Origin of the sequence: Lacibacter sp., assembly GCF_035299325.1 — a bacterium.
Lineage (GTDB): Bacteria > Bacteroidota > Bacteroidia > Chitinophagales > Chitinophagaceae > Lacibacter.
Genome location: NZ_DATGWT010000004.1, coordinates 119,402 through 141,576, shown reverse-complemented (window position 1 = coordinate 141,576; position 22,175 = coordinate 119,402). Strand labels below are relative to the sequence as shown.

The window sequence follows — 22,175 nt, the reverse complement described above, 5'->3', positions numbered from 1 at the left end:
TCAACTCTGCTTAGTATGAACCATCGATAGGGTTTCAAATTCTTCTTTACTGATTGGTTTAAATTTTACTTCGTCACCTGCTTTTAATAAAAATGGATTTGATCGGTGGCGATCAAACAAAAGCAAGGGCGTGCGGCCAATAATATTCCAGCCGCCCGGAGTAGCAAATGGATAGATGCCCGTTTGGTTACCTGCAACAGCAACAGAACCCGGTTCTACTCTTAAGCGTGGTTGTGTTTTACGTTGTGTGAAAATGCGTTCATCAACAGTACCCATATAAGGAAAGCCGGGAGTAAACCCGATCATGAATACCTTGTATGTTTTGGCAGCATGAATATTGATCAATTCTTCAACTGATAATTTTAATGCATCTGCAGTTGTGATAAGGTCAGGTGCAAAGACAGGATCATAACAAACCGGTATTTCAACTAACGCTCCTGATGAAGTAAGCTGATCAGCCGCAACTGTTTCTAATAAGTGCTGCACTGATTGAAGAACAGTTACTGAAACTGATTCATTCTTTTTCTCTACTAAAACCGGATTGTAATAAACAGCCAGTGAAGTATATGCAGGCACCGTTTCTACAAAGCCTGGGAACGGATTTGCTTCAATTGCAGCTTTCGCCTGCATTACACGTGCATGCACATATTCATGAATCAGTTCTCCAAACGAGATCAATAGAGATGATTCATTAATTTGTATGAAACTGAGATGTTGCATCAAACATGAAAATACGAACTAAACAAAAACGCCCCTGATAAAAGGAGCGTTTCAGTTTATATAAGTTGTTGAAGCTATTAATCAACAACGGTAAGCTTGATAAGATTGGTTGGCAGATGAAGATGAACAGGCGTGCTGCCGGTATTCACCACAATATCACCCGGATTTACAAATCCTCTTTCTTTCAAAATATTGATCTGGTCGTTGATGATATCATCCACACTGATCTCTTCTGAATAATAAAAGGCACGAACGCCCCAACTAAGACTCAGCTGATTCACCAATGTGCGTTCTTTTGTAAAGATGAACAACGGCGATTTCGGACGGAAGCTGCTCAACATAAAACCGGTGTAACCACTTTGTGTCATACCAATCAAAGCCCTTGCATTAACGTCTTTTGCAATTTCGCAGGCATTATAACAAATCGCATCACTTAAGAAAGAAGGAGAGTGTGGTTGCGGTTTCAGATCTTCTTCACGATCGTAACGGTAGTAAGAACTGCTTTCAACTTCTTCAATAATTTTCACCATTGTTTCAACTACCAAAGAAGGATGGTTGCCTGTTGCAGTTTCTCCACTCAACATCACTGCATCAGCACCTTCAAGTACGGCATTGGCAACGTCTGTGATCTCACTACGATTTGGTTTTACACGATCAATCATACTTTCCATCATCTGTGTAGCAACAATCACCGGTTTTGCACGGTGAATACATTTACGGATGATGTCTTTCTGAATCAATGGAACCTGTTCAACAGGAAGTTCAACACCAAGATCACCACGGGCAATCATAATGCCATCACTTTCGATAATGATATCACGGATGTTGGCAACAGCTTCAGGCTTTTCAATTTTGGCTATGATCTTGCTCTTGCTCTTGCGTTCATCGAGTTTATTGCGAAGAATGATGATGTCTTTTACATTACGTACAAATGAAAGTGCTACCCAATCCAATTCCTGGTCAATGATAAATTCAAGATCAGCAAGATCTTTATCTGTTAAAGCCGGTAAAGAAATTTTTGTATCAGGTAAGTTGATCCCTTTTTTAGAAGAAAGCTTTCCGCCCAGTGTAACCTGCACCTGCACATCTTTTTCACGGGTGATACCCACAACTCTAACTTCCAGTTTGCCATCATCAATTAAAATGATGTTACCTGGTTTTACATCTTTATGCAGATCAGGATAAGAAACGTAAATGCGTTCTTTAGTACCAATGAGTTTTTCGTTCGTAAACGTGAGGATATCGCCTTCGGCCACATCAATACCTCCATTCTCCATTTCACCTACACGGAGTTTTGGTCCCTGTAAATCACCAAGTATGGCAATGTTATATGGCTCATTCTTATTGATGTTGCGGATATGTTCAATGATCTGAGCTTTGTCTTCATGTGCACCATGCGAAAAATTGAGACGAAAAACATTTACACCGGATCTTACCAGCTCCAACAGTTTATCATATGTGTCACATGCAGGACCAACTGTAGCAACAATTTTTGTACGGTGGCTGCTCATGTGCCGTTTACCCGCTTCTTTATCCATTTCAGTATGTAAATATTTTGCAACGTTCTTCGACATAAGTAGTTATTTGAAAATGTTTAATTTAATTTCAGTTAAGTGCTTTACATTTTTTTAGACAACCGTTTTGCTTCTTGCCACATGGGCAGATCTTTAAATCATCAAATTGCAAATCTCTCACTTAACTCGCAAGAATCTTCACGATCTTCATCCACTCATCACTGATGCGCTGTTTTGCCTTCACAGCTTTGTCAAGTGGAGTATAATGAAGTTTGTTATTCATGATACCGATCATGGTATTATGTTTTCCTTCTATTAATGAATCAACCGCTGCATAACCAAGACGACTTGCAATTAAACGATCGAGACATGTTGGTGAACCACCACGTTGAATATGGCCGAGAATACAAACCCTTGTATCAAGATGGGGAAGACGCTTTTTAATAATAGCAGCCACTTCGTTACCTCCGCCGGTTTCATCGCCTTCAGCCACCACGATCATGTTCACCAGTTTTTTGCGACGCTCTTTTTCTTCGAGCGAATCAACCACCAGTTCAAGATCGGTTTTTGTTTCAGGGATGAGGATATGCTCAGCACCTGTTGCAATACCACTGTGCAATGCAATATATCCTGCATCACGACCCATCACTTCAATAATGAACAGACGGTCATGCGCATCGGCTGTGTCACGTATCTTATCAATTGCTTCAATAGCTGTGTTTACAGCTGTATCAAAACCAATAGTAAAATCGCTGCCTGCAATATCTTTATCAATTGTGCCGGGTAAACCGATACAAGGGATGTCGAATTCGTTAGAGAATTTTTGTGCACCACGAAAACTACCATCGCCGCCAATGATCACTAAACCATCGATGCCGTGTTTCTTTAAGTTTTCGTAAGCCTTTTTGCGTCCTTCCGGTTCGTAAAACTCAACACATCGGGCAGTTTTGAGAATGGTGCCGCCACGTTGAATAATATTTGCAACACTTCGGCTGTGCATGGGCACAATGTCGTCATCGATCATGCCCTGGTATCCACGCATGATACCAAACACTTCCATATTATGATAGAGACCGGTACGTACAACGGCACGGATGGCTGCGTTCATGCCCGGAGCATCGCCACCTGAGGTTAAAACGCCAATCTTTGTAACTTTTTTGCTCATTATAAATCAAATTAGTAGAATGCAGGTGTTGATCAATGGTTGTATCGGTTTACAGACGGTTCCGATTTTTGAAGAGCCAAAAATAAGGAAATGCAATGATAACGCTTGTTCGCTGCTAGTTTTCAAACGTTTGCAGCACAGTTCATTAATGCACAAAGTCAAAAGCAGTAAGGGTTTGCGTGATTTTTTGTGAAAACAGGATTTTTTCAAAATAACTGATCTTTAAAAGCATTTCATATATTCAATCAACGAATGCCCAAATTCCAAGCTTCATTTACAAAACTGAAAATGACTTTCACGGGCATTAAAATGGCTATTGAAACAACTAATCCTTAAAGCATGAAAGTGTTTGTAACAGGAGCCAACGGACTTTTAGGTCAGCATCTTATTCGTCAATTGGTTGACGAGGGAAAGTTTATGATCCATGCCACAGGGAAAGGCCCAAGCCGTTTATCGTATGGCGAAAAAAACGGAGTTACGTATCATCAACTCGATATTACTGATCATAAAAGAACACAGGCACTTGTTGAAAAAGTTTCGCCGCATATTTTAATCCATGCAGCAGCTCTTACGCAACCAAACGATTGCCATGCCGATAAAACTGCCTGCTGGAAAATTAATGTTGCTGCTACCAGAACGTTGTTGCGTGCAGCAAAGAAATCACGTTCCTATTTTATTTATGTAAGTACTGATTTTGTGTTTGATGGAAAAGATGGTCCTTATGATGAAGGAGCAACACCAAATCCTGTTAATGATTATGGCGAAAGTAAATTGCTGGCCGAAGAAATGGTAGCGATGAGTGGTTTGCATTGGGCAATTGTAAGAACAGTGTTGTTGTATGGTGGAAAGATTCCCGGCGGACGACCAAATTTTATACAATGGGTGAAAGATAAACTCAGTGCCGGAGAAAAAATTAAAGTGGTGGATGATCAGTTTCGCACACCCACTTATGTTGAAGACCTGGCGAAAGGAATTATTCTGGTATTGATGAAACATGCAAAGGGTGTATATCATATTTCTGGTAAGGAAATGTGTACGCCTTATCAATTGGCAGTAACTGTTGCCAACCTCTTACAACTCGATGAAGGCTTAATTGAAAAAGTAACAGCAGCATCCTTTGCTGAACCGGCTAAACGACCGCCAAAGACCGGCTTCATTATTACAAAAGCAGTAAAAGAATTAGGGTATGTGCCTGTTAAACTCGAAGATGGTTTGAAGCGTGTATTCGGACTTTAGCAGAACTTTGCAGCGTAGATGAATTGTTTATAAAAAGAACAGGTCATGAGTGAGTTAAGAATATATGCTGAAAAACAGATGAGTTCTGCTCTCCATTTACTGGAAGAATATAATTCTGCCTCCGATAAAGAAGTACTGCATCAGTTGAGAGTGGGTCTTAAGAAAGTAAAGGCTGTTCTTGATTATCTACGCACTCTCAACCCCAGGAAAATAAAATCACTTCGCAAAAAACTTCAACTTGTTTTTCATGCAGCAGGTTCTTTGCGTGAAGCTCAATTGCGTTTTGATTGGCTGAAGGGTAAGCAATTCCTGATTTTAATTCAGCATGCATTTTTGGAGCAGAAGATCAGGGAAGAGGAGGAATTGTTTGTTACTCAAAAAAAAGATCATCTTAAATTACTCAAATCTATCAGTGTTGAACTTGATAGATACTTGAAAGAAGTTGAAGAGAAGGATTTAAGCCGGTATGTATTAGCGCTGAAACGAGAAGTTGAAGTGCGGTCGCAAGTTGTTGCAAAGGAAGGTTGGCATGGATTGCGTAAACTCATCAAGCAATTGTTGTATGCTCATCATTGGCTTGCCGAACAGGATAAAATAAAAGTGCTGACGGTTGCAGCATATAAAAGACTCGATCAATTGCAGGAGAAGATCGGTGCTTGGCATGATGCAGTTGATTTGCTTGCATGGTTGGCAGATGGACAATTCTTTTTAAGCAAAGACAAATCTGTAAAGCAACAATTCAATAAAGCATTTGCGCTGGTGCAGAAAGATATCGACGTGAAAGAAAAAGCAGTGTTGAAGCAGTTGCAGGCAATGAAAAAGCCGGTCAAATAAAAATGATTGACCGGCTCTGTATTAATTGCTGATTACTTTTTTAGTGGAAGAAAAACTTCTGCCATCATACATCTTGCACTTCCGCCGCCATTTGTTTCAATGGTAGTAAGATCGGAATGAATGATCGGGTTAAAGCTTTCTAATTCCTGTATTTGTCGGCTGGTTAATGCATTGTAAGCCTGGCTGCTCATTACTAAATAACGCTGACCGGTTTTGTTTTCAACCTGCAACATATTGCCTGCAAATTGATTCATCTGTTTGTAAGAAATTTCGATGATTGTTTTGCCACTATCAGTGATTGTGTCAAAAACATTATCCCGCTCTGTCGCATCACGAATGCTGTCTAAACAGATCACTACGTATTGATCGGCCACGCACATCATGACATTGGTGTGATAAATTTCGCCGCCGTTTTCATCAACGCTGTAAAAACTGCAAGGCTTGTAATTCATCTTACTGCACCATTCTTCAAATACAGTTTTATCAGTACGTGGTGAAAGACAGGCGTATGCAATTTTATTATCCCTGTCTAATACCATGCTGCCCGTACCTTCTAAAAAAAGGTCTTCCTTTTCTTTTGAGGTAAAGTCGATTTGTTTCTTCACATCAAACTTTGCAGCAATTGTATCAAGTACATGTTGTTTACGTTCGGCCCTTCTGTTTATAGCATACATGGGATATAGTACAATGCTGCCATCCTGGTGAAAGCTGATCCAGTTGTTTGGGAAGATGCTGTCGGGAGTATGCGGTTGCGGCGTGTCTTGCACAACTGTAACATCCACACCTGCAGCAGTCAGTTTTTGTACAAAGCCATCAAATTCAGCTTCGGCTTTTTGCTGTGCATTTTCATTGCTGCCTTCCTGCTGAAAGGCATTGTTCACAGCTGTTTCAGCATTGAAATCAAAAGCAACGGGTTTGATCATTAATAAATGCGATGTTGTTTGCATCAAATTACAATTTGAAAATTTGAAAATTTGAGAATTTGAAAATGAGTGACGATTGTGTTCGGAAACTCATCACTCATTATTCATTACTCATAATTTGTCTCTCAACAACGGCATACTCATACAATGGCTGCCGCCTCTTGCTCTTGATAATTCAGCACTTGGTAACAAGATCAACGTGTTTTCGATTGTTTCAGGATCTACACCCTTTTCGAATTGCTCAAACGCTTCGGTGGTGGTGAGAACATTGAACCCAGCTTCTTTAAATGCATCTGCTGTTTTATCGTTGCGATCATAACCAATGACCACACCTTCTTTCACGGCAACTACATTACAGCTGTCGGTCCATTGTTCACGTTCATCGTGTGGAAACAGGTTGCCGCCACTGTAAATAATTTTTACATCTTCCGGGTTGGCGCCGAAATCTTCCACACTTATTTGTCTTAATAGTGATTCAATACCGGGAAGCCGTTTGTGAATACTGTAATCTTTTGTTTTAATGTACGGCTCGTTCGTTGGTTTCTGGAATTGCAGAATTTCCACCTGCTCCATTTCCAACTGACGGGGATTGTGCGACAGCTTGTTGACATAACTGTGCCGGCTGATGTGTTCTGCACGTAAAATACGTTCGCTGAAACGACCGTACAACACCCATACATTTCGTTTTACCTGTGTAAAGATGGTATCGATGTGCATCTGTGCACGGTTCTTTGGAATTTTTACAACTGAAACTTTTTCAATGCCCAGTTCAGGTTTGCTGAATAATGTATGCACCATTTCGTTTACTGCACTGCTGCTGGTACGTATACTGCAGCCGATCACAAAATGTTTGGGATGGATCATCATAACGTCACCACCTTCAATGGTAATGATGCGATGTTTGCGTTCTTCTTCTTCATACAAAAAGAAGTCGCTTTCTTCAATAATCTCCATAACTTTTTGCGGCTCATCTTTAAAGAAATAGTAGAGCGATAAGAATTTGGTGAGCAACGATTCTCTTCTTCTTGCAACAGTGGCCATGCGGCTCAACAGAATATGATCTTTCACCATGATGCCGATATCACGTGTAAAAATGAAGTTGGGAATAGGAGGGAAGATATATTGATCCTCCTGCGTGCCCATTGCTTCTGCAGGTAGAATTCCGGTGATGAAAATTTTTGCAAGCAGTGGAGCATCATTAATATTTTCCAATACCTGCTGAATGGCATAACTTGATTCTTCATAAGAACATATCGCTGAGATCAACCGGAGCTTTACTTTTTCATCTTTGATAATTTCAGCCAGCAGTTGCTGCGTGTCAAGTACTTTTTCGCTGTTGAAATATTCATCTTTGCCGGGAATATAACACCACGACTTTTTTTCTTCGTCAGCCGTTTGTTGGTATTGGTTGATGTAATTTACTTTTTCACGATCGAGAAAATAGAGTAAGAGTTTTACATAATGATTGTACTCTTTCTGCATTTTGTTGAGGTGTACAATATCATCGTAGAGGTTATCGGCAAACGTACCCGGGATGATTTTTCCAATACCGCCATCAGGACTATGAATGACTAATTTCCGCAATCGTCCTAATTCGTTTTCAACGTAATAATTATGTTGAGCCATAAAAGAAATATTTAAATGATAAGTGTTTTGTTCTTGAATATAGTGAAATCAGGGAGTTGTTCAGCTTGAAACGTTTTGTCGTTCATTCAAAAAAAATGAATACGAATTTTAACGCACAGTTATACTGAAAACAAGTTGGAACAAGTGAATTAGTAATCGGGCAAACTGCCTTCACCTGCAGCGATCAGGTTGAGGAAATATGGCAGCAAATTATTTGTAGTGATATGTTTCTGTAAAAACATACTGCAAGATAAGGAAAATGAGTGATGAGTAATGAACGATGAGTGGCAAACCGATAGTGAAAGTCGGAAATACAAGTTTATGCACGATATTCAATCCCGATCAACTCAAAAAACTCTTTCTCATTCATCTCTTTAACGGCTCCGGGTTTCAGGTCGCCGAGTTTTAAGTTGCCAATGGAAATACGGATCAAACGCAGGCAACGACGGTGAATGGCCAAACACATTTTTCGTACCTGGTGAAATTTACCTTCGGTCAACGTCATCAGCATCCAGGTGTGCGGGTATTGCTGGCGCACATCATCCATGTGTATATAATGATCCTTTACATTCTCCACGATTTCAATGGAGGTAGGTACTGCGATGTAGTCTTCACCGGTTGTAACAGGAATGGAAACACCTGTTCTTAATTGTTCCAGCAGTTCAGGTGTAACAGTATTTTTTACCATGATGAGGTAACTACGTTCATGTTTTTTCTTGGGATCAAACAGCAGACGTGTCACTTTTTTATTTGTAGTGAGTATCAGCAAGCCTTCTGAATGATTATCTAAACGTCCAATGGCATGCGTGCCTTCCGGAAATTCAAAATCAAGATCGCCCAGCAACCGCACATCATGCGAACTGACGAATTGCGAAACCATATCGTATGGTTTGTTGATGATGAAATAACGGTGTGTTGGAGTGGACATGTTATTGACTGCAAGATTACAGCTTTTGAGCGAGTGGGTGTCTAGCTAAGCGGTGCAACGTCTTCAATCGTTCCCCAACTCGTCAGCACCTTAAACCGCACAAACATATCCTCACTATACCAATTTTCTTTTCTTGTTTTCTGGATCACATCGGTATGCCGTGGCATTTTGTAAGCAAACTGTTTCATCTGTTCTTTGCTGTCCCAAATGGAGAAGGTGGCTTGTCGTAACCACGGCGATTCGCCAATACCTACCGAAAACCGGAAGCCATCAGCTTTCCGCATATCGTTCGAAACGGCTTCCACATGTTCCCAAAACCGGGAGCGTTTGCTTGGGCGAATGGTGGCCCGGGTAAGCACGGCGATCCTGCCTTCATAATCCGATTTGGCGGGCAAAGCACCAAACGCCTGTTTTCCATCCCAGCTTCCATGTGCTTCGATGGGCTGCAGCAGCACCGTCCAGGTTTCGCAGCCAAAGAATTTCCACCAGCCACGGATAAAATTGCCGTAGGCTTTTTGCTGTAATGTTTGCTGATCGGAGATGGCAGTTAATGCCTCGTCATTCGTCACCACTAATAATCCCCATTGCTGCCAGTCGGGCGTTTTGCTGAAGGTGCCGCCTTTGCCGCACCCCAATGTTTTTGAAAAATGAACGTCTTTTCGAAACAGGAATGGCAGCCGATGGATGGCCATGGCTAGCAAAGCGAAATAGATGAAGCGTTTTTTATAGCGAATGATGGTTAAAACTGCATACATATGTTCAATAACCGTTGTGCTGCAAAATAGTTCTTTCTGAAGTGGGTTGAAATTGCAGCGTGGGTTTTGACGTAAAGTACTCCCTGTTGCAGAAAGCGATACAGCACAAGCGAGTCCCGACGATGAATGTCGGGATGCAGACCAAGGCGTCTGCACGTGGCAACGAAGACGCCATGAAAACCTGCTGCTCACACCCAAAAAACACACCAATATCTCCAGTTAAGACAAAGCAGCCATAGTACAAACAAAAGCTTTCACTTGTTGAAAACCTATGGAAAACTGTTGATAAGAAGCAAAAAGGGTAAAATTTTATTACAATCTTAATCTCCTATATTTGTCGCCTTCCTAAATTGAAAAATAGTGCGTTTAAAGAGCTTAGAAATCAAGGGTTTTAAAAGTTTTGCCGATAAAACTGTGGTTAGTTTTGATGAGGGTGTAACCGGCATCATTGGCCCCAATGGCTGCGGCAAGAGTAATATTATTGATAGTATCCGCTGGGTAATTGGTGAGCAAAAGATCAGTCATCTCCGTAGTGAAAACCTCGAGAGCCTGGTGTTTAATGGCTCCAAAACAAGAAGCGCTTCGGGTTTAGCCGAAGTGAGTTTGACGTTTGAGAACACCCGTAACCTACTGCCCACCGAATTCAGTACCGTAACCGTTACCCGTAAGTTTTATAAAAGTGGTGAGAGTGAATACCGTCTCAACGATGTGCAATGTCGTTTGAAGGATATCCAGAACCTCTTCCTCGATACCGGTGTAAGTACCGATAGCTATGCCATCATAGAATTGGGCATGGTGGATGATATCATCAAGGATAAGGAGAACAGCCGTCGCCGCATGTTGGAGCAGGCTGCCGGTATTACCATTTACAAAACAAGAAAGAAAGAAGCGAAGAATAAACTGGATGCAACCGAACAGGATCTGGCACGTATTGAAGATCTGTTGTTCGAGATCAACAACCAGTTAAAAACATTAGAGAACCAGGCCAAGAAAGCAGAGAAGTATTACGAGATCAAAAAAGATTATCGTGAAGTGAGTATTGAGTTGGCGAAGGCTGCTTTGGAAGGATTTAATCTTACCTGGAAAGACTTGAATGAACAGCACGATGCTGAAGTAAATAAAAAAGTAGAACTCGAGGCAAAGATCGCTACGGAAGAAGCAGCGATTGAGCAGGAGAAAGTTGGTTTTATCGAAAAGGAAAAAGAATTGCAAACGATGCAGCATGCGTTCAACGATATGCTTCAGACTTTGCGTTCGAAAGAAAACGAAAAGAATCTTGCGCAGCAGCGTTTGCATTACCTGAAAGAAAAAGAAACAAGTCTAAACGACTTTTTACAAAAAGCAGGCGGACAGTTAAAAGGAATTGAAGAAAGCATTGAGTTTACGCAGCTGCAGATCACAGAAGAAGATGCGAAGTTGAATGATCTAGGTTCACAGTTAGATAGTTTACGCAGTGCCGTTGAAAGCACTCGTAAAGTGTTTGATGAAAAGCGTAGTGGAATCGATGAGATTCGTAAAGAAAATCAAGCGATTCAACGCAGTCAGTTTGAAGCAGAGAAGAATGTGGCTGTTGGCGAAACATCAGTACAAAATTTACAGCGTACCATCTTCCAGTTAAAAGAAGAGCAAACAAACCGTAAGCAACAACTACATCAACTCGAGGAAGAAAAGCAGCAGAAAGAATATGAGTTGAATAACTGTCGTGAAGAATTACAACAGTTACAAGAACAACATGCATTTACCAAAGATCAGATACTGCAAACTCAGGAAGCACTCGAAGGTTTACGTAATCAACTGGCTGATGAAAACAGGAAACTCGATTCAAAAAAGAACGAGCATGATCTGTTGAAGAGTCTGGTTGACTCAATGGAAGGTTATCCCGACAGTGTGAAATTCTTACACAACAACCCTGAATGGAATGTTGAATCTCCATTGTTGAGTGATGTGATCTATTGTAAAGAAGAATACAGAACAGCAGTTGAAAATCTGTTGGAACAATACCTTAACTATTATGTAGTTGGTAATATGAGTGATGCGTTAAAAGCCGTTCACTTATTACATGCCAACCAGAAAGGAAAGGCAAACTTCTTTATGCTCGATCAGTTTAATGGTCAGGCAGTGTTGAACAATGTTCCTGCAGGAACTATTTCTGCATTGAGTGTTGTTGAAGTGGAAGCAAAATATCAATCGCTTATCAACTATCTGTTAGGTCAGGTAGTGATTGCTGATGATGAAAATAATTTACCATCCGATTTTGATGGTGTGGTATTGGAGAAGAGTGGTAAGTTCTTCAAAGGGAAATATGCATTGAGTGGTGGTAGTGTTGGTTTGTTTGAAGGAAAGAAACTCGGCCGTGCAAAAAATCTTGAACGTTTACACGAAGAAATTTTAGCACAGGAAACAGTTGTGTTGGATCTGAAGCATGCCATTCAAATGCGTCACAATGAAGTGATCGGATTTAATGAGCAGCTGAAAGAAAATGCCATCAAGCAAACCGAAGCAGCCATCAATCAATTGGTGAACCAGGTATATGGAATTGACAACCGTATGGAAAACCTGCGAGGCATGGAAACCAATGCTGTAAAGCGTTTGGAAGACCTTGAACTGCAGCAGGAAGAAGTAATGGAAAATCAACAGGTGTATCGTGATGAACTGGAGAAATACAATTCACAGTTAGAAGAACTTTCAAGCAAGCTGGAAGTAATTGAACAGGAGTTTACCGCTGCTGAGCAACAATACAACGAAGCCAATCAATCGTACAACGATTATAACCTGAATGTTACCCGTCAGCAAAGTCGTGTAACAGCGTTGAAACAGGAATTTGAATTCAAACAAAATCAATTCCAGGATCTGCAATTACAGATCACCACCAATTCAGCAGCGTTGGAAGAAGCGGCTAACCAGATCAACGAAAGCGAAGTGATGTTGCTGGAAGCGCAGGATGGATTGGTAACATTGTTACAGAATAAAGAAACAGAAGAGCGCAAACTCAACGAAGCAGATCAGTATTACTATAATCTGCGTAATGTGTTGGGTGAAAAGGAAAGCGAGCTTCGTCACAAACAAAAAGAGAAAGAGCAGGTTGATCATTTGCTCAATGAAATAAAAGATAAACTCACTGAACTGAAGTTGCAGTTAAGCGGAACCAAAGAACGTTTACTGGTTGAGTTTAAAGTAAATCTTGAAGAAGTAATTGAAGAAGAACGCACAGGCGAAGAACCATTGGAAGAATTACAAGCCAAGGTTGATCGTATGAAAAAGCGTTTGGAAAATCTGGGTGAAGTAAACCCCACGGCGATCGAAGCATTTGAAGAAATGCGCAAGCGCTATGAGTTTATTCTTGAACAAAAGAATGATCTTGTAACTGCAAAAGAATCGTTGCTGCAAACCATCCAGGAAGTGGAAGCAACGGCCAACCAACGTTTCCTTGAAACTTTTAATCAGGTGCGGGAAAACTTCCAGAAAGTATTTAAGGCCTTGTTTACGGAAGAAGATACAGCTGATATGGTGTTGGAAAATCCTGAGAACCTTGCGGATACCGGTATCGACATTATAGCGAAACCAAAAGGTAAACGCCCAAGCAGCATCTCTCAGTTGAGTGGTGGTGAGAAAACATTAACAGCAACAGCCATGTTGTTTGCGATCTATCTCATTAAGCCTGCTCCGTTCTGTATTCTTGATGAGGTTGATGCTCCATTGGATGATGCCAACGTAGGTAAGTTCACCAACATGATCCGCCAGTTCAGTAACAATTCACAGTTCATCATTGTAACCCATAACAAGCAAACAATGGGAGCAGTGGATGTGATCTATGGTGTAACCATGCAGGAAGCGGGGGTAAGTAAACTGGTGCCGGTGGATTTCAGGAATTTGAATTAAGAGATTATCATTTATAACAGAGAGCCGAAACTTTTGTTTCGGCTCTTTACTTTGTATAAAAGATGAATCGTTAATTATACAACAACATCTTATCTACAATTTCATTCAGTTGCTCTGTATGTTCAAACACATAACTCTCTCCGGCTTCTTTCAACAACTTTAAATTCCTTTTCGAAACATTATCCATTTCCGGTGATGCAGTTTTCAGATCTGGTTCTAAACGGTAATAATCAGGTTTATCTGCATCATCCAACGTATCCCACATACGGGTGAGGTGGTAATGTACTGTTTCACTATTGCCGCTCATCATGATGTCGATCAGCACAGGCAACCATTTGATTAAACCTGCATTTCGTAATTGTTCAAACTCATATTTCCGTTTACTGCTGCCTGTTCCAATGCTGATAAGTAACATGTCTTTAGCAGCAGGCTTATCAGGCTTGGGTAATTTATACTTTCCATAAAGCACACGATCCTCATTAAAGTTCAAACCTCTTGCTTCACTATAGGCACACAATGCCGGATTGTTGACGAATACACCGCCATCAATTAAATATTGCGGTGCTTCACTTAAACTGTAGATCATTGCCGGTTCAAAATAAGTGGGTGCTGCACTGGTTGCTCTTGCCACATTCCGTATTTTAAAATCACGCACTTCACCACCAATGCGTCTTGAGTTGGCACTGTTGAAGAAAGCCGCCCTTCGTTCATAAAAATTATAAGCAGTGATCACACATGGTTTGATCATTTGGCTCAATGTGGTATCGCCTAAATAATCCTGTAAAAGTTTTTCAAGATTATCGGAAGGAAAACTTTCATTCCAGAAACTGAAATTCTTAAACTGTTGCCAGAAGTTTTTATTGAAGATCTTGTTGCCATGCTGCATGTAAAGTTGCAAAGCATCGGTAGCGGAAAATTTTGCTCTGCCCGGATCTTTATCGTCGGGCATCAGGTAAATGCTGGTGAGAATACCACCAGTGCTTGTGCCTGCGATCATATCAAAGTACTCACCGATTTTTGCATTCTTATCGCCGGTAACGGCACGTATACGTGTTTCAAGATATTCAACGATAGTGCCGGGGATAATGCCTCTTATTCCTCCTCCGTCAATACTGAGGATTCGTACTTTGGAAATACTGCGGTTGCTCATGGTTAGGTTTGTTTGCAGAAAATTACAAACAACACATTAGAAATAAAATACCTCTTTACGGGGTGTTTGTACAGCGTTCGTTTGCGTGAATTACGTGTTGGCTTTGTTTATTTGGGTTATTCGTTCGATATTCGGTTTCTAAATCAACTGCATGCAACGTATCTGCTTGTTCCCGGGAACTTTTGATCCCATCACTGTCGGTCATCTCGATATTATTTATCGTTCACTTGATCTGTTTGACAAAGTGTATATCGGTATTGGGCGTAATGCAGCGAAAGTGCCCATGTTCAGTGAAGATCAACGGATCAGCTGGATCAATGAAATATTTAAAGACGAGCCAAGAGTGAAAGCTGTTTTTTATGAAGGTCTTACAGTTGATTGCTGTAAGAAAGTAAAAGCAAAATTTATTCTGCGTGGCATCCGTTACGTAAATGATTTTGAATACGAGAAAGCGATTGCAGATATGAACCGCAGTCTTGATCATGATATTGAAACGATCTTTCTTACCTGTTTGCCTCAATATACTTCGGTAGCATCTACACTCGTACGTGATGTAATCCGTAACGGGGGAGATGCATCTCCATTTTTACCGGATGTGGTAAATAAAGCGGTCTCTAATCAAAAATAGTTCTGACAATGGATGCTATCTGGTTTAATAAAGAGTTGTCAATAGAAGAACTATCAGCACTAGGTAAACGTACAATGGCTGAAACACTTGACATCAGGTTTACTGAAACCGGTAAAGATTTCATTAAAGCAACTATGCCTGTTGATCATCGCACACATCAACCTTATGGCTTGTTGCATGGCGGTGCCAGTTGCGTATTAGCAGAAACATTGGGCAGTATTGCAAGTGCCCACGTGATTGATCCTGAAAAATTTATTTGTGTTGGTATTGAGATCAATGCCAATCACATCCGTTCAGTTAGAAGTGGTTTAGTCACCGGCATCACTACGCCAATTCACATTGGTGCCAGCACACATGTGTGGGATATTAGAATTTATGATGAACGAGAGAAGCTGATTTGCATCAGCCGTTTAACTGTTGCTATTCTGAAAAAGCCAAAGTAATCACCTTTAATTTTACGACTCTTATTTTTGACAGATACCAATATCATGTAACTGGTACAATTATTTGTGTTGTACCTTTCTGCTGTATTCACACATAACCTACGACTATGAATTGGCATCATCTTGAAGCAACAGAAGTAATTGAAGTGACGGGCTCATCACCTGATGGGTTAAGTAATGAAAAGGCACAATTGCAACTGGCAGAATACGGCCCCAACGAGCTGCTGGTGAAAAAGAAAAAACCGGCCTGGGTATTGTTCCTTCATCAGTTCAAAGATTTTATGATTTTGGTCTTGATCGCCGCCGCTATCATTGCAGGTATTGCAGGCGATCTTACAGACACCATCATTATTATGGTGATCGTGTTACTCAATGCGGTGGTTGGTTTTGTGCAGGAGTATCGTGCTGAAAAAGCAATGGAAGCGTTGAAGAAAATTGCTGCATTCCAGGCGCAGGTGTTGCGGAATGGAAAACCGGTTACACTTCCTTCAGCAGAATTGGTTCCGGGTGATCTTGTATTATTAGAAGCAGGAAATGTGGTGCCTGCTGATCTTCGTTTTATCGAAACATTCAGTTTAAAAATTGATGAATCAGCGCTCACAGGTGAATCGGTGCCCGCCGAAAAAACCGAGCAGCGAATGAAAGAAGTTGATCTTTCTCTTGGTGACCGGCTGAATATGGGTTTCAAAAGTACATTGGTCACCAATGGCCGTGCAAAGGGAATTGTCATTGCAACGGGTATGCAAACAGAGATCGGACTCATTGCACGCATGTTGCAGGAAGATGAAGCAGCAACACCTTTGCAAAAACGAATGGCCGATTTTGGTCGTAAGCTATCCTACATCATTCTGTTTATTTGTTTACTGTTATTTGGGATTGGATTGTTACGTGGTGAAGAACCATTGAACATGTTACTCATATCCATTTCACTGGCAGTAGCAGCCATTCCGGAAGCATTGCCTGCGCTTATTACCATTGCATTGGCGATGGGTGCTAAGCGATTGGTAAAAGTGAATGCACTCATCCGCAAATTACCTGCCGTTGAAACATTGGGATCGGTTACCTATATCTGTTCCGATAAAACGGGGACACTTACACAGAATAAAATGAAAGTGGTACAGGTGCATGGCGATGAGCAGCAGAGTATGCAACTGGAAAACATGAGCATGCTGGAAATTGCCATGGCGTTGAATCATGATGTGAAAGAGGCGGAAGATGGTACAATGGTAGGTGACCCGACTGAACTTGCGTTGGTCGATTATTTTATTCAACAACATCCTGCACAACCATTGCAACAAGTGTTGGAGCATTTACCACGTGTGGCAGAATTACCATTTGATTCAGACCGGAAATGCATGACCACTGTTCATCGTTTTCAACAACAGTTTCTTGTTATTTCAAAAGGTGCGGTTGAATCGATCACGGCATCATTGCAAGCCAATACTGATACAACATCCATTTTAAATGAAGCTGATCAGTGGTCATCGGATGGTATTCGTGTAATTGCATACGCATTTAAAATTGTAGATGTATTACCCGAGCCATTCACATACGAATCGGTGGAAACTGATTTGATCTTTGCAGGATTGGCGGGTATGATCGATCCTCCACGTGAAGAAGCAAAACTTGCTATTCAGGAATGCAAAGCAGCAGGAATACATGTGGTGATGATCACTGGTGATCATCCTGCAACTGCATCAGCCATTGCAAAACAGATCGGTATCTTAACAAAGAATGATCTGGTGATGACGGGTAAAGAATTGAAAGCAATTTCTACAGAAGATTTTGATGAGCAGGTAGAAAAGATCCGTGTGTATGCACGTGTATCGCCTGAGCAAAAATTGAATATTGTAAAAGCATTGCAACGCAAAAATCATTTTGTTTCCATGACGGGTGATGGTGTGAACGATGCGCCTTCCTTAAAAGCTTCCAACATTGGTGTAGCGATGGGTATCAACGGAACCGATGTGAGCAAGGAAGCATCACACATGATCTTACTGGATGATAATTTTGCAACCATTGTAAAAGCAGTAAAAGAGGGGAGACGCATCTATGATAATATCCGCAAGTTTGTAAAGTATATCATGACCTGTAATGGTGCAGAAATATGGACACTGTTTCTTGCGCCGTTAATTGGATTACCCATTCCATTATTACCGATCCATATTTTGTGGATCAATTTAGTAACCGATGGTTTACCGGGCTTGGCATTGGCGAGTGAAAAAGAAGAAGCGGATATTATGAGTCGTCCGCCACGCAAAACAAATGAAAGTTTATTTGCGGATGGAATCGGCTACCATATTCTGTGGGTGGGTTTATTGATGGCCGGTGTTACATTGGGCATACAGGCTTGGGCGATTAATCACAGCGGTTCACATTGGCAAACGATGGTGTTCACAGTATTATCGCTGGCGCAGTTGGGTCATGTGTTGTCGATCAGAAGCGACCGGCAATATTTATACAAGCAGGGATTGTTCAGCAATCTGCAGTTGCTGGGAGCAGTATTGTTGACATTCGTGTTGCAGCTTGGCGTAATTTATTTGCCGTTTGCAAATAAGATATTTAAAACACAACCGCTTTCCTTAAATGAGTTGTTGATCTGTATCGGTGTTTCTGCTATCGTGTTTCATGCAGTGGAATTTGAAAAATTCATCAAACAACGATTGAAGAAGAAGGAAAACAAACGATAACAAAAAATAAAGCCCTTGCAATTTGCAGGGGCTTCGTTTTCCTTTTTATATAAGATTTGTTTACGTAGGGGCATGCCTGTAACGTTACAGTGATTCGGTTGTTGAAAAACTGCCGGTTATAGGCAATCGTTGTTTAAAAGGGAATTAATTACAGCACAATCACGCTGTTGCTGCCGCCAAAGGCGTTCGGTTGTTGTTCATCGGCTTCGGGTTCATTCACCCATTCAGTAGCATTTACTAAGTATTTGAATTCGTGCTTGGTTTCTTTCGGAAGATTCACCTCTGCACTAAACGTTCCGTCTTTCTTTTTGCTCATGATCACAGCATTTTGCCAATCGCTGTTCAGACCAAGAATTTCGATGGTTTCAGCATTTTCAACTTTAAATGAGAATTTCACTTTGCAGTAATCCTTTGTCTTGAAGTAAGTTTTTTGTACCATTTTTCTTTGTTTAAAGTTTTAAGTGTTTTGTCAAACATCGGGCATTTTTCAGTTAAGCAGTTGCTGAGATGATGACATGGAAATAAATATTCCCGCTCTTTATACCCGAATCGGGAAAAAGTAACCCTCTGAAAGCCTTATGCAGCTTCATTCTTATTAACAACTAACAGCTGTTATGTTGATAAACTCAACGCAATAGTTTGTTTTTGGCGGTTTCTTCCCTGATCATTTCCGGGTAGCCCATTTTCCTGGCCAATGCAGTTACGGCCATGGCAATACGTTTGGCTTTTGTAGGTTCTGTTTTGGCACTATCGATCCATTTACTGAAATATCGCTGATGAGAGCCGGTGAGGCTGTTAAAGTGTTGAAGTGCTGCGGGCTCATCCTTCAGGCATTCCATCAGATCATGATTGAATTGAAAGGCACTGTTATCGGCTGAAATTTTCACATCAACCGTTGCACCCTGTCGTTTGGCAATTGCTCTGCGTACATCAGCATTCAGGGCCATAATAAATTTGCCGCCGCCAACAGGATAGAGTGGCATTTGTTTAAACGCATAGTCATCCAGTTTGCCCTTTACCTTAAATTCTTTCTTGTGACCGGGTTTCAATTGCTCAGGAACACCATCAGGAATTTCAATATAAGTCCACCCGGTTTTTTCGCCCATGGTTTTATATTTCTGTATAACTGCTGTGAACTGTATCATAACTTATCCCGAAAAGTTGTTAAGCTAATTTATAGTAAAAGCGAAGATAATTTTCCTGGATATGCTATGTGGCCAAAGAAAATTAGAAAATAATTGCATGGAAACGAACTTAAACAGAAAATCACAATCAGGGAAGTAATGCACATTATTTTCTGCTGGCATGGTTATTGTTTTTCATGGAAAGAACTTCGTACGAATCATTCAACTCCCATCTTCCCCGTGTATAAGTATGCCTGAAAAGGCTTCTTTCCCTGAAAGAATATATGTATGTGTATAGTTGCTGAAACTATAACGTTGCAGCTTTTGCTATTATGTAATCAAGTATTATCAAACTTATAAATTCAACACAATGAAAAAGATTTTTCTCGCATTTACCTCAACCGCATTCGTAATGATTGCATCTATTGTAACCGTTAATGCACAGGTTGATACAACTCCTGTTGTTACAGCACCCGTAGCTCCTCCGCCGGCTGTAGCCACATCTGATATTGTTGGTGTTGCTACAGGTTCTGTAGAACATACAACTCTCGTTGAAGCAATCAATACGGCCAACGTACTGAAAGTATTTCAACTGAATGGTCCTTTCACAGTTTTTGCTCCAACAAATGCAGCGTTTGACAAGATCCCTGAGGCAGATCGTAAAAAATTGATGAAGAATAAAGCAGAGCTGGCAAAAACATTGAAATACCATATGGTAGGTGGCACCTGGAATTCAACTACACTCATGAATGCAATTAAGTTTGGTAATGGAGTTGTTGAACTTCCAACGTTAAGTGGTGGTAAATTAAAAGCAACAGTAGAAGATGGTAAAGTGAAATTAACAGATGAAATGGGCAATTCTATGTTTGTAACCAATGCGGATATTATGGCTACAAACGGTATTGTTCATATTGTTGATGGTGTGGCAATTCCATTGCAGCCAGTTACAGCAGCGAAACAGTAATGGTTCCTTATAGCTCAAAAGCCCTGCCTTTTTTGGCGGGGCTTTCTTTTTTGCTGAAGGAAGCTACTTACTGAATTAAATTTTATAGCCTCATAGAGGCGATATGTTAATAGGAAACCAGATGTTGTAATGTTTTAGAGCTCCGTAGGAGCGAGATATAAAAACATATCGCTCCTACGGAGCTAAACTAACCTTTGCTGTATTATACATCTACTAACATTTCGGCTCGATGAGCCTTTGCTAAGTCAGTTTTTTAAATAGCCGCCACTAACGGGTTAAACTAATAAATCCGTTACTTTTAATGCATGACTCTGCTTGTTACAAATATTAAACAGCTGGTGGGTGTGCATGAAGAGAGTGTATTGTTGCGTGGAAAAGCGTTGGCCACATTGCCTGTTATTGAAGATGCTTACCTGCTTATTAACGATGGATTGATTGCTGCTTATGGCGAAATGAAAAATCTTGGTGCGTGGGCCGATACTATGGAACATCGTATGGATGCAACCGGACAACTGGTGTTGCCTGCCTGGTGCGATAGCCATACGCATTTGGTTTTTGCTGCAAGCAGGGAAGAAGAGTTTGTTGATAAGCTGAAAGGAATGAGTTACGAAGCTATTGCTGCAAAAGGTGGAGGTATCTTAAACTCTGCAAATAAACTGGCAAAGCTTTCAGAGCTTGAGTTACTCCGGCTTGCATGGGGACGATTGGAAGAGTTGATCACCCTTGGCACAGGTGCCATTGAAATAAAAAGCGGTTATGGGTTGTCGGTAGAAGCGGAGTTAAAGATGCTGCGTGTTATTCAGCAGTTGAAAGAAACATCACCCATACCTGTAAAGTCAACATTCCTTGGCGCTCATACTTATCCGTTAGAGTACAGGGATAATCACCAGGGCTATATCGATCTTCTCATTAATGAAATGCTGCCCGTAATTGCAGATGAAGGCCTTGCTGATTTTGTTGATGTGTTTTGTGAGAATGGTTTTTTCTCTGTTGATGAAATGGGACAGATTTGTAAGGCCGCTATGAAATATGGATTGCAACCCAAACTGCATATCAATCAACTCAACAGTATTGGCGGATTACAAAAAGCAATCGAGCTCAATGCCATTTCCGTTGATCATCTTGAGACAATGACGGATGCAGATATACAAAGTCTTGCTCAATCAAATACCATCGGTACATTATTACCAACAGCTGCTTTTTTCCTGCGTATGCCATTTCAACCAGCCCGGCAAATGATCGATGCCGGTGCCGCCATTGCTTTAGCCAGCGATTATAATCCGGGCTCATCGCCCAGCGGTAATATAAATCTTGTGGTGGCCATGAGTTGTATTGGTATGAAAATGTTACCGGAAGAAGCCATCAACGCTGCCACTATCAACGGAGCGTTTGCCATGGATCTGCAGCATGAAGTGGGCAGCATTACCGTGGGCAAAAAAGCGAACCTCATCTTTACCCGTTCCATTCCATCCATTGCTTATTTACCTTATGCGTTTGGCAGTAATCTTATTGACAAAGTGATGATCGGGGGAGAATTTTTCGTCTGACGGAATATGTGCTGAAATAAGTTATCTTTCAATACCAATCAAATCAGCC

18 protein-coding genes are annotated in these 22,175 nt (G+C 41.0%); 8 read left to right on the top strand and 10 right to left on the bottom strand.

All coding sequences use genetic code 11. The features are described from left to right. The 3 genes from pxpB to pfkA form a co-directional block, all read right to left on the bottom strand. Positions 1-720, bottom strand: a complete 720-nt coding sequence (gene pxpB / locus VK159_RS02420) for a 5-oxoprolinase subunit PxpB (RefSeq protein ID WP_324228545.1) — start codon at positions 718-720, stop codon at positions 1-3. Positions 721-797: 77 nt separating this feature from the next. Further along, positions 798-2,294: a pyruvate kinase gene (pyk, locus tag VK159_RS02415; protein ID WP_324228544.1), complete on the bottom strand. Its 1,497-nt coding sequence runs from the start codon at positions 2,292-2,294 to the stop codon at positions 798-800. 121 nt (positions 2,295-2,415) lie between these two features. Then, a complete protein-coding gene (gene pfkA / locus VK159_RS02410) occupies positions 2,416-3,399 on the bottom strand; it encodes a 6-phosphofructokinase (protein WP_324228543.1) in 984 nt (327 codons plus the stop codon). 339 nt (positions 3,400-3,738) lie between these two features. Between pfkA and VK159_RS02405 the strand changes: the two genes are divergently transcribed. Next, the gene (locus tag VK159_RS02405; protein WP_324228542.1) at positions 3,739-4,635 is read left to right on the top strand and encodes an NAD(P)-dependent oxidoreductase; all 897 of its coding nucleotides are present in this window, start codon (positions 3,739-3,741) and stop codon (positions 4,633-4,635) included. Between the two features lie 45 nt (positions 4,636-4,680). Then, the gene (locus tag VK159_RS02400; protein WP_324228541.1) at positions 4,681-5,469 is read left to right on the top strand and encodes a CHAD domain-containing protein; all 789 of its coding nucleotides are present in this window, start codon (positions 4,681-4,683) and stop codon (positions 5,467-5,469) included. Between the two features lie 32 nt (positions 5,470-5,501). Here VK159_RS02400 and ctlX read toward each other — a convergent pair whose 3' ends face one another. The 4 genes from ctlX to VK159_RS02380 all read right to left on the bottom strand — a co-directional run bounded on the left by ctlX (position 5,502) and on the right by VK159_RS02380 (position 9,701). Further along, positions 5,502-6,416: a citrulline utilization hydrolase CtlX gene (ctlX, locus tag VK159_RS02395; protein WP_324228540.1), complete on the bottom strand. Its 915-nt coding sequence runs from the start codon at positions 6,414-6,416 to the stop codon at positions 5,502-5,504. A gap of 87 nt (positions 6,417-6,503) precedes the next feature. Beyond that, entirely contained in the window at positions 6,504-8,018 is a 1,515-nt protein-coding gene (locus VK159_RS02390; protein WP_324228539.1) for an arginine deiminase family protein, read from the bottom strand. A gap of 319 nt (positions 8,019-8,337) precedes the next feature. Beyond that, complete coding sequence (locus VK159_RS02385; RefSeq protein ID WP_324228538.1) at positions 8,338-8,946, bottom strand: pseudouridine synthase; 609 nt, start codon at positions 8,944-8,946, stop codon at positions 8,338-8,340. 41 nt (positions 8,947-8,987) lie between these two features. Further along, positions 8,988-9,701, bottom strand: coding sequence for a spheroidene monooxygenase (locus VK159_RS02380; protein WP_324228537.1), 714 nt, complete (start codon positions 9,699-9,701; stop codon positions 8,988-8,990). A gap of 360 nt (positions 9,702-10,061) precedes the next feature. Here VK159_RS02380 and smc point away from each other — a divergent pair, with 360 nt between their 5' ends. Further along, on the top strand, positions 10,062-13,580 hold the full coding sequence (smc, locus tag VK159_RS02375) for a chromosome segregation protein SMC (protein WP_324228536.1): 3,519 nt from the start codon (positions 10,062-10,064) through the stop codon (positions 13,578-13,580). A 70-nt stretch (positions 13,581-13,650) separates the two neighbouring features. Here the strand turns inward: smc and VK159_RS02370 are convergent, their stop codons facing one another. Then, positions 13,651-14,730, bottom strand: a complete 1,080-nt coding sequence (locus tag VK159_RS02370) for a patatin-like phospholipase family protein (protein WP_324228535.1) — start codon at positions 14,728-14,730, stop codon at positions 13,651-13,653. Between the two features lie 151 nt (positions 14,731-14,881). Here VK159_RS02370 and coaD point away from each other — a divergent pair, with 151 nt between their 5' ends. From coaD to VK159_RS02355, 3 genes are all read left to right on the top strand, one after another. Further along, positions 14,882-15,358 (top strand): pantetheine-phosphate adenylyltransferase, encoded by a 477-nt coding sequence (gene coaD, locus VK159_RS02365; protein WP_324228534.1) that lies wholly within the window; start codon positions 14,882-14,884, stop codon positions 15,356-15,358. 8 nt (positions 15,359-15,366) lie between these two features. Then, entirely contained in the window at positions 15,367-15,801 is a 435-nt protein-coding gene (locus tag VK159_RS02360) for a hotdog fold thioesterase (protein WP_324228533.1), read from the top strand. A gap of 107 nt (positions 15,802-15,908) precedes the next feature. Then, positions 15,909-18,491: a cation-translocating P-type ATPase gene (locus tag VK159_RS02355; RefSeq protein WP_324228532.1), complete on the top strand. Its 2,583-nt coding sequence runs from the start codon at positions 15,909-15,911 to the stop codon at positions 18,489-18,491. A gap of 148 nt (positions 18,492-18,639) precedes the next feature. On the opposite strand, the gene VK159_RS02350 is transcribed toward VK159_RS02355, so the two are convergent. Next, positions 18,640-18,930: an isoamylase early set domain-containing protein gene (locus tag VK159_RS02350; protein ID WP_182806128.1), complete on the bottom strand. Its 291-nt coding sequence runs from the start codon at positions 18,928-18,930 to the stop codon at positions 18,640-18,642. Positions 18,931-19,117: 187 nt separating this feature from the next. Beyond that, a complete protein-coding gene (locus tag VK159_RS02345; RefSeq protein WP_324228531.1) occupies positions 19,118-19,636 on the bottom strand; it encodes a YdeI/OmpD-associated family protein in 519 nt (172 codons plus the stop codon). Between the two features lie 349 nt (positions 19,637-19,985). Between VK159_RS02345 and VK159_RS02340 the strand changes: the two genes are divergently transcribed. Together VK159_RS02340 and hutI are read left to right on the top strand one after the other, a co-directional pair. Continuing rightward, complete coding sequence (locus VK159_RS02340) at positions 19,986-20,579, top strand: fasciclin domain-containing protein (protein WP_324228530.1); 594 nt, start codon at positions 19,986-19,988, stop codon at positions 20,577-20,579. Positions 20,580-20,884: 305 nt separating this feature from the next. Beyond that, on the top strand, positions 20,885-22,126 hold the full coding sequence (gene hutI / locus VK159_RS02335; RefSeq protein WP_324228529.1) for an imidazolonepropionase: 1,242 nt from the start codon (positions 20,885-20,887) through the stop codon (positions 22,124-22,126). Positions 22,127-22,175 lie beyond the last annotated feature (49 nt).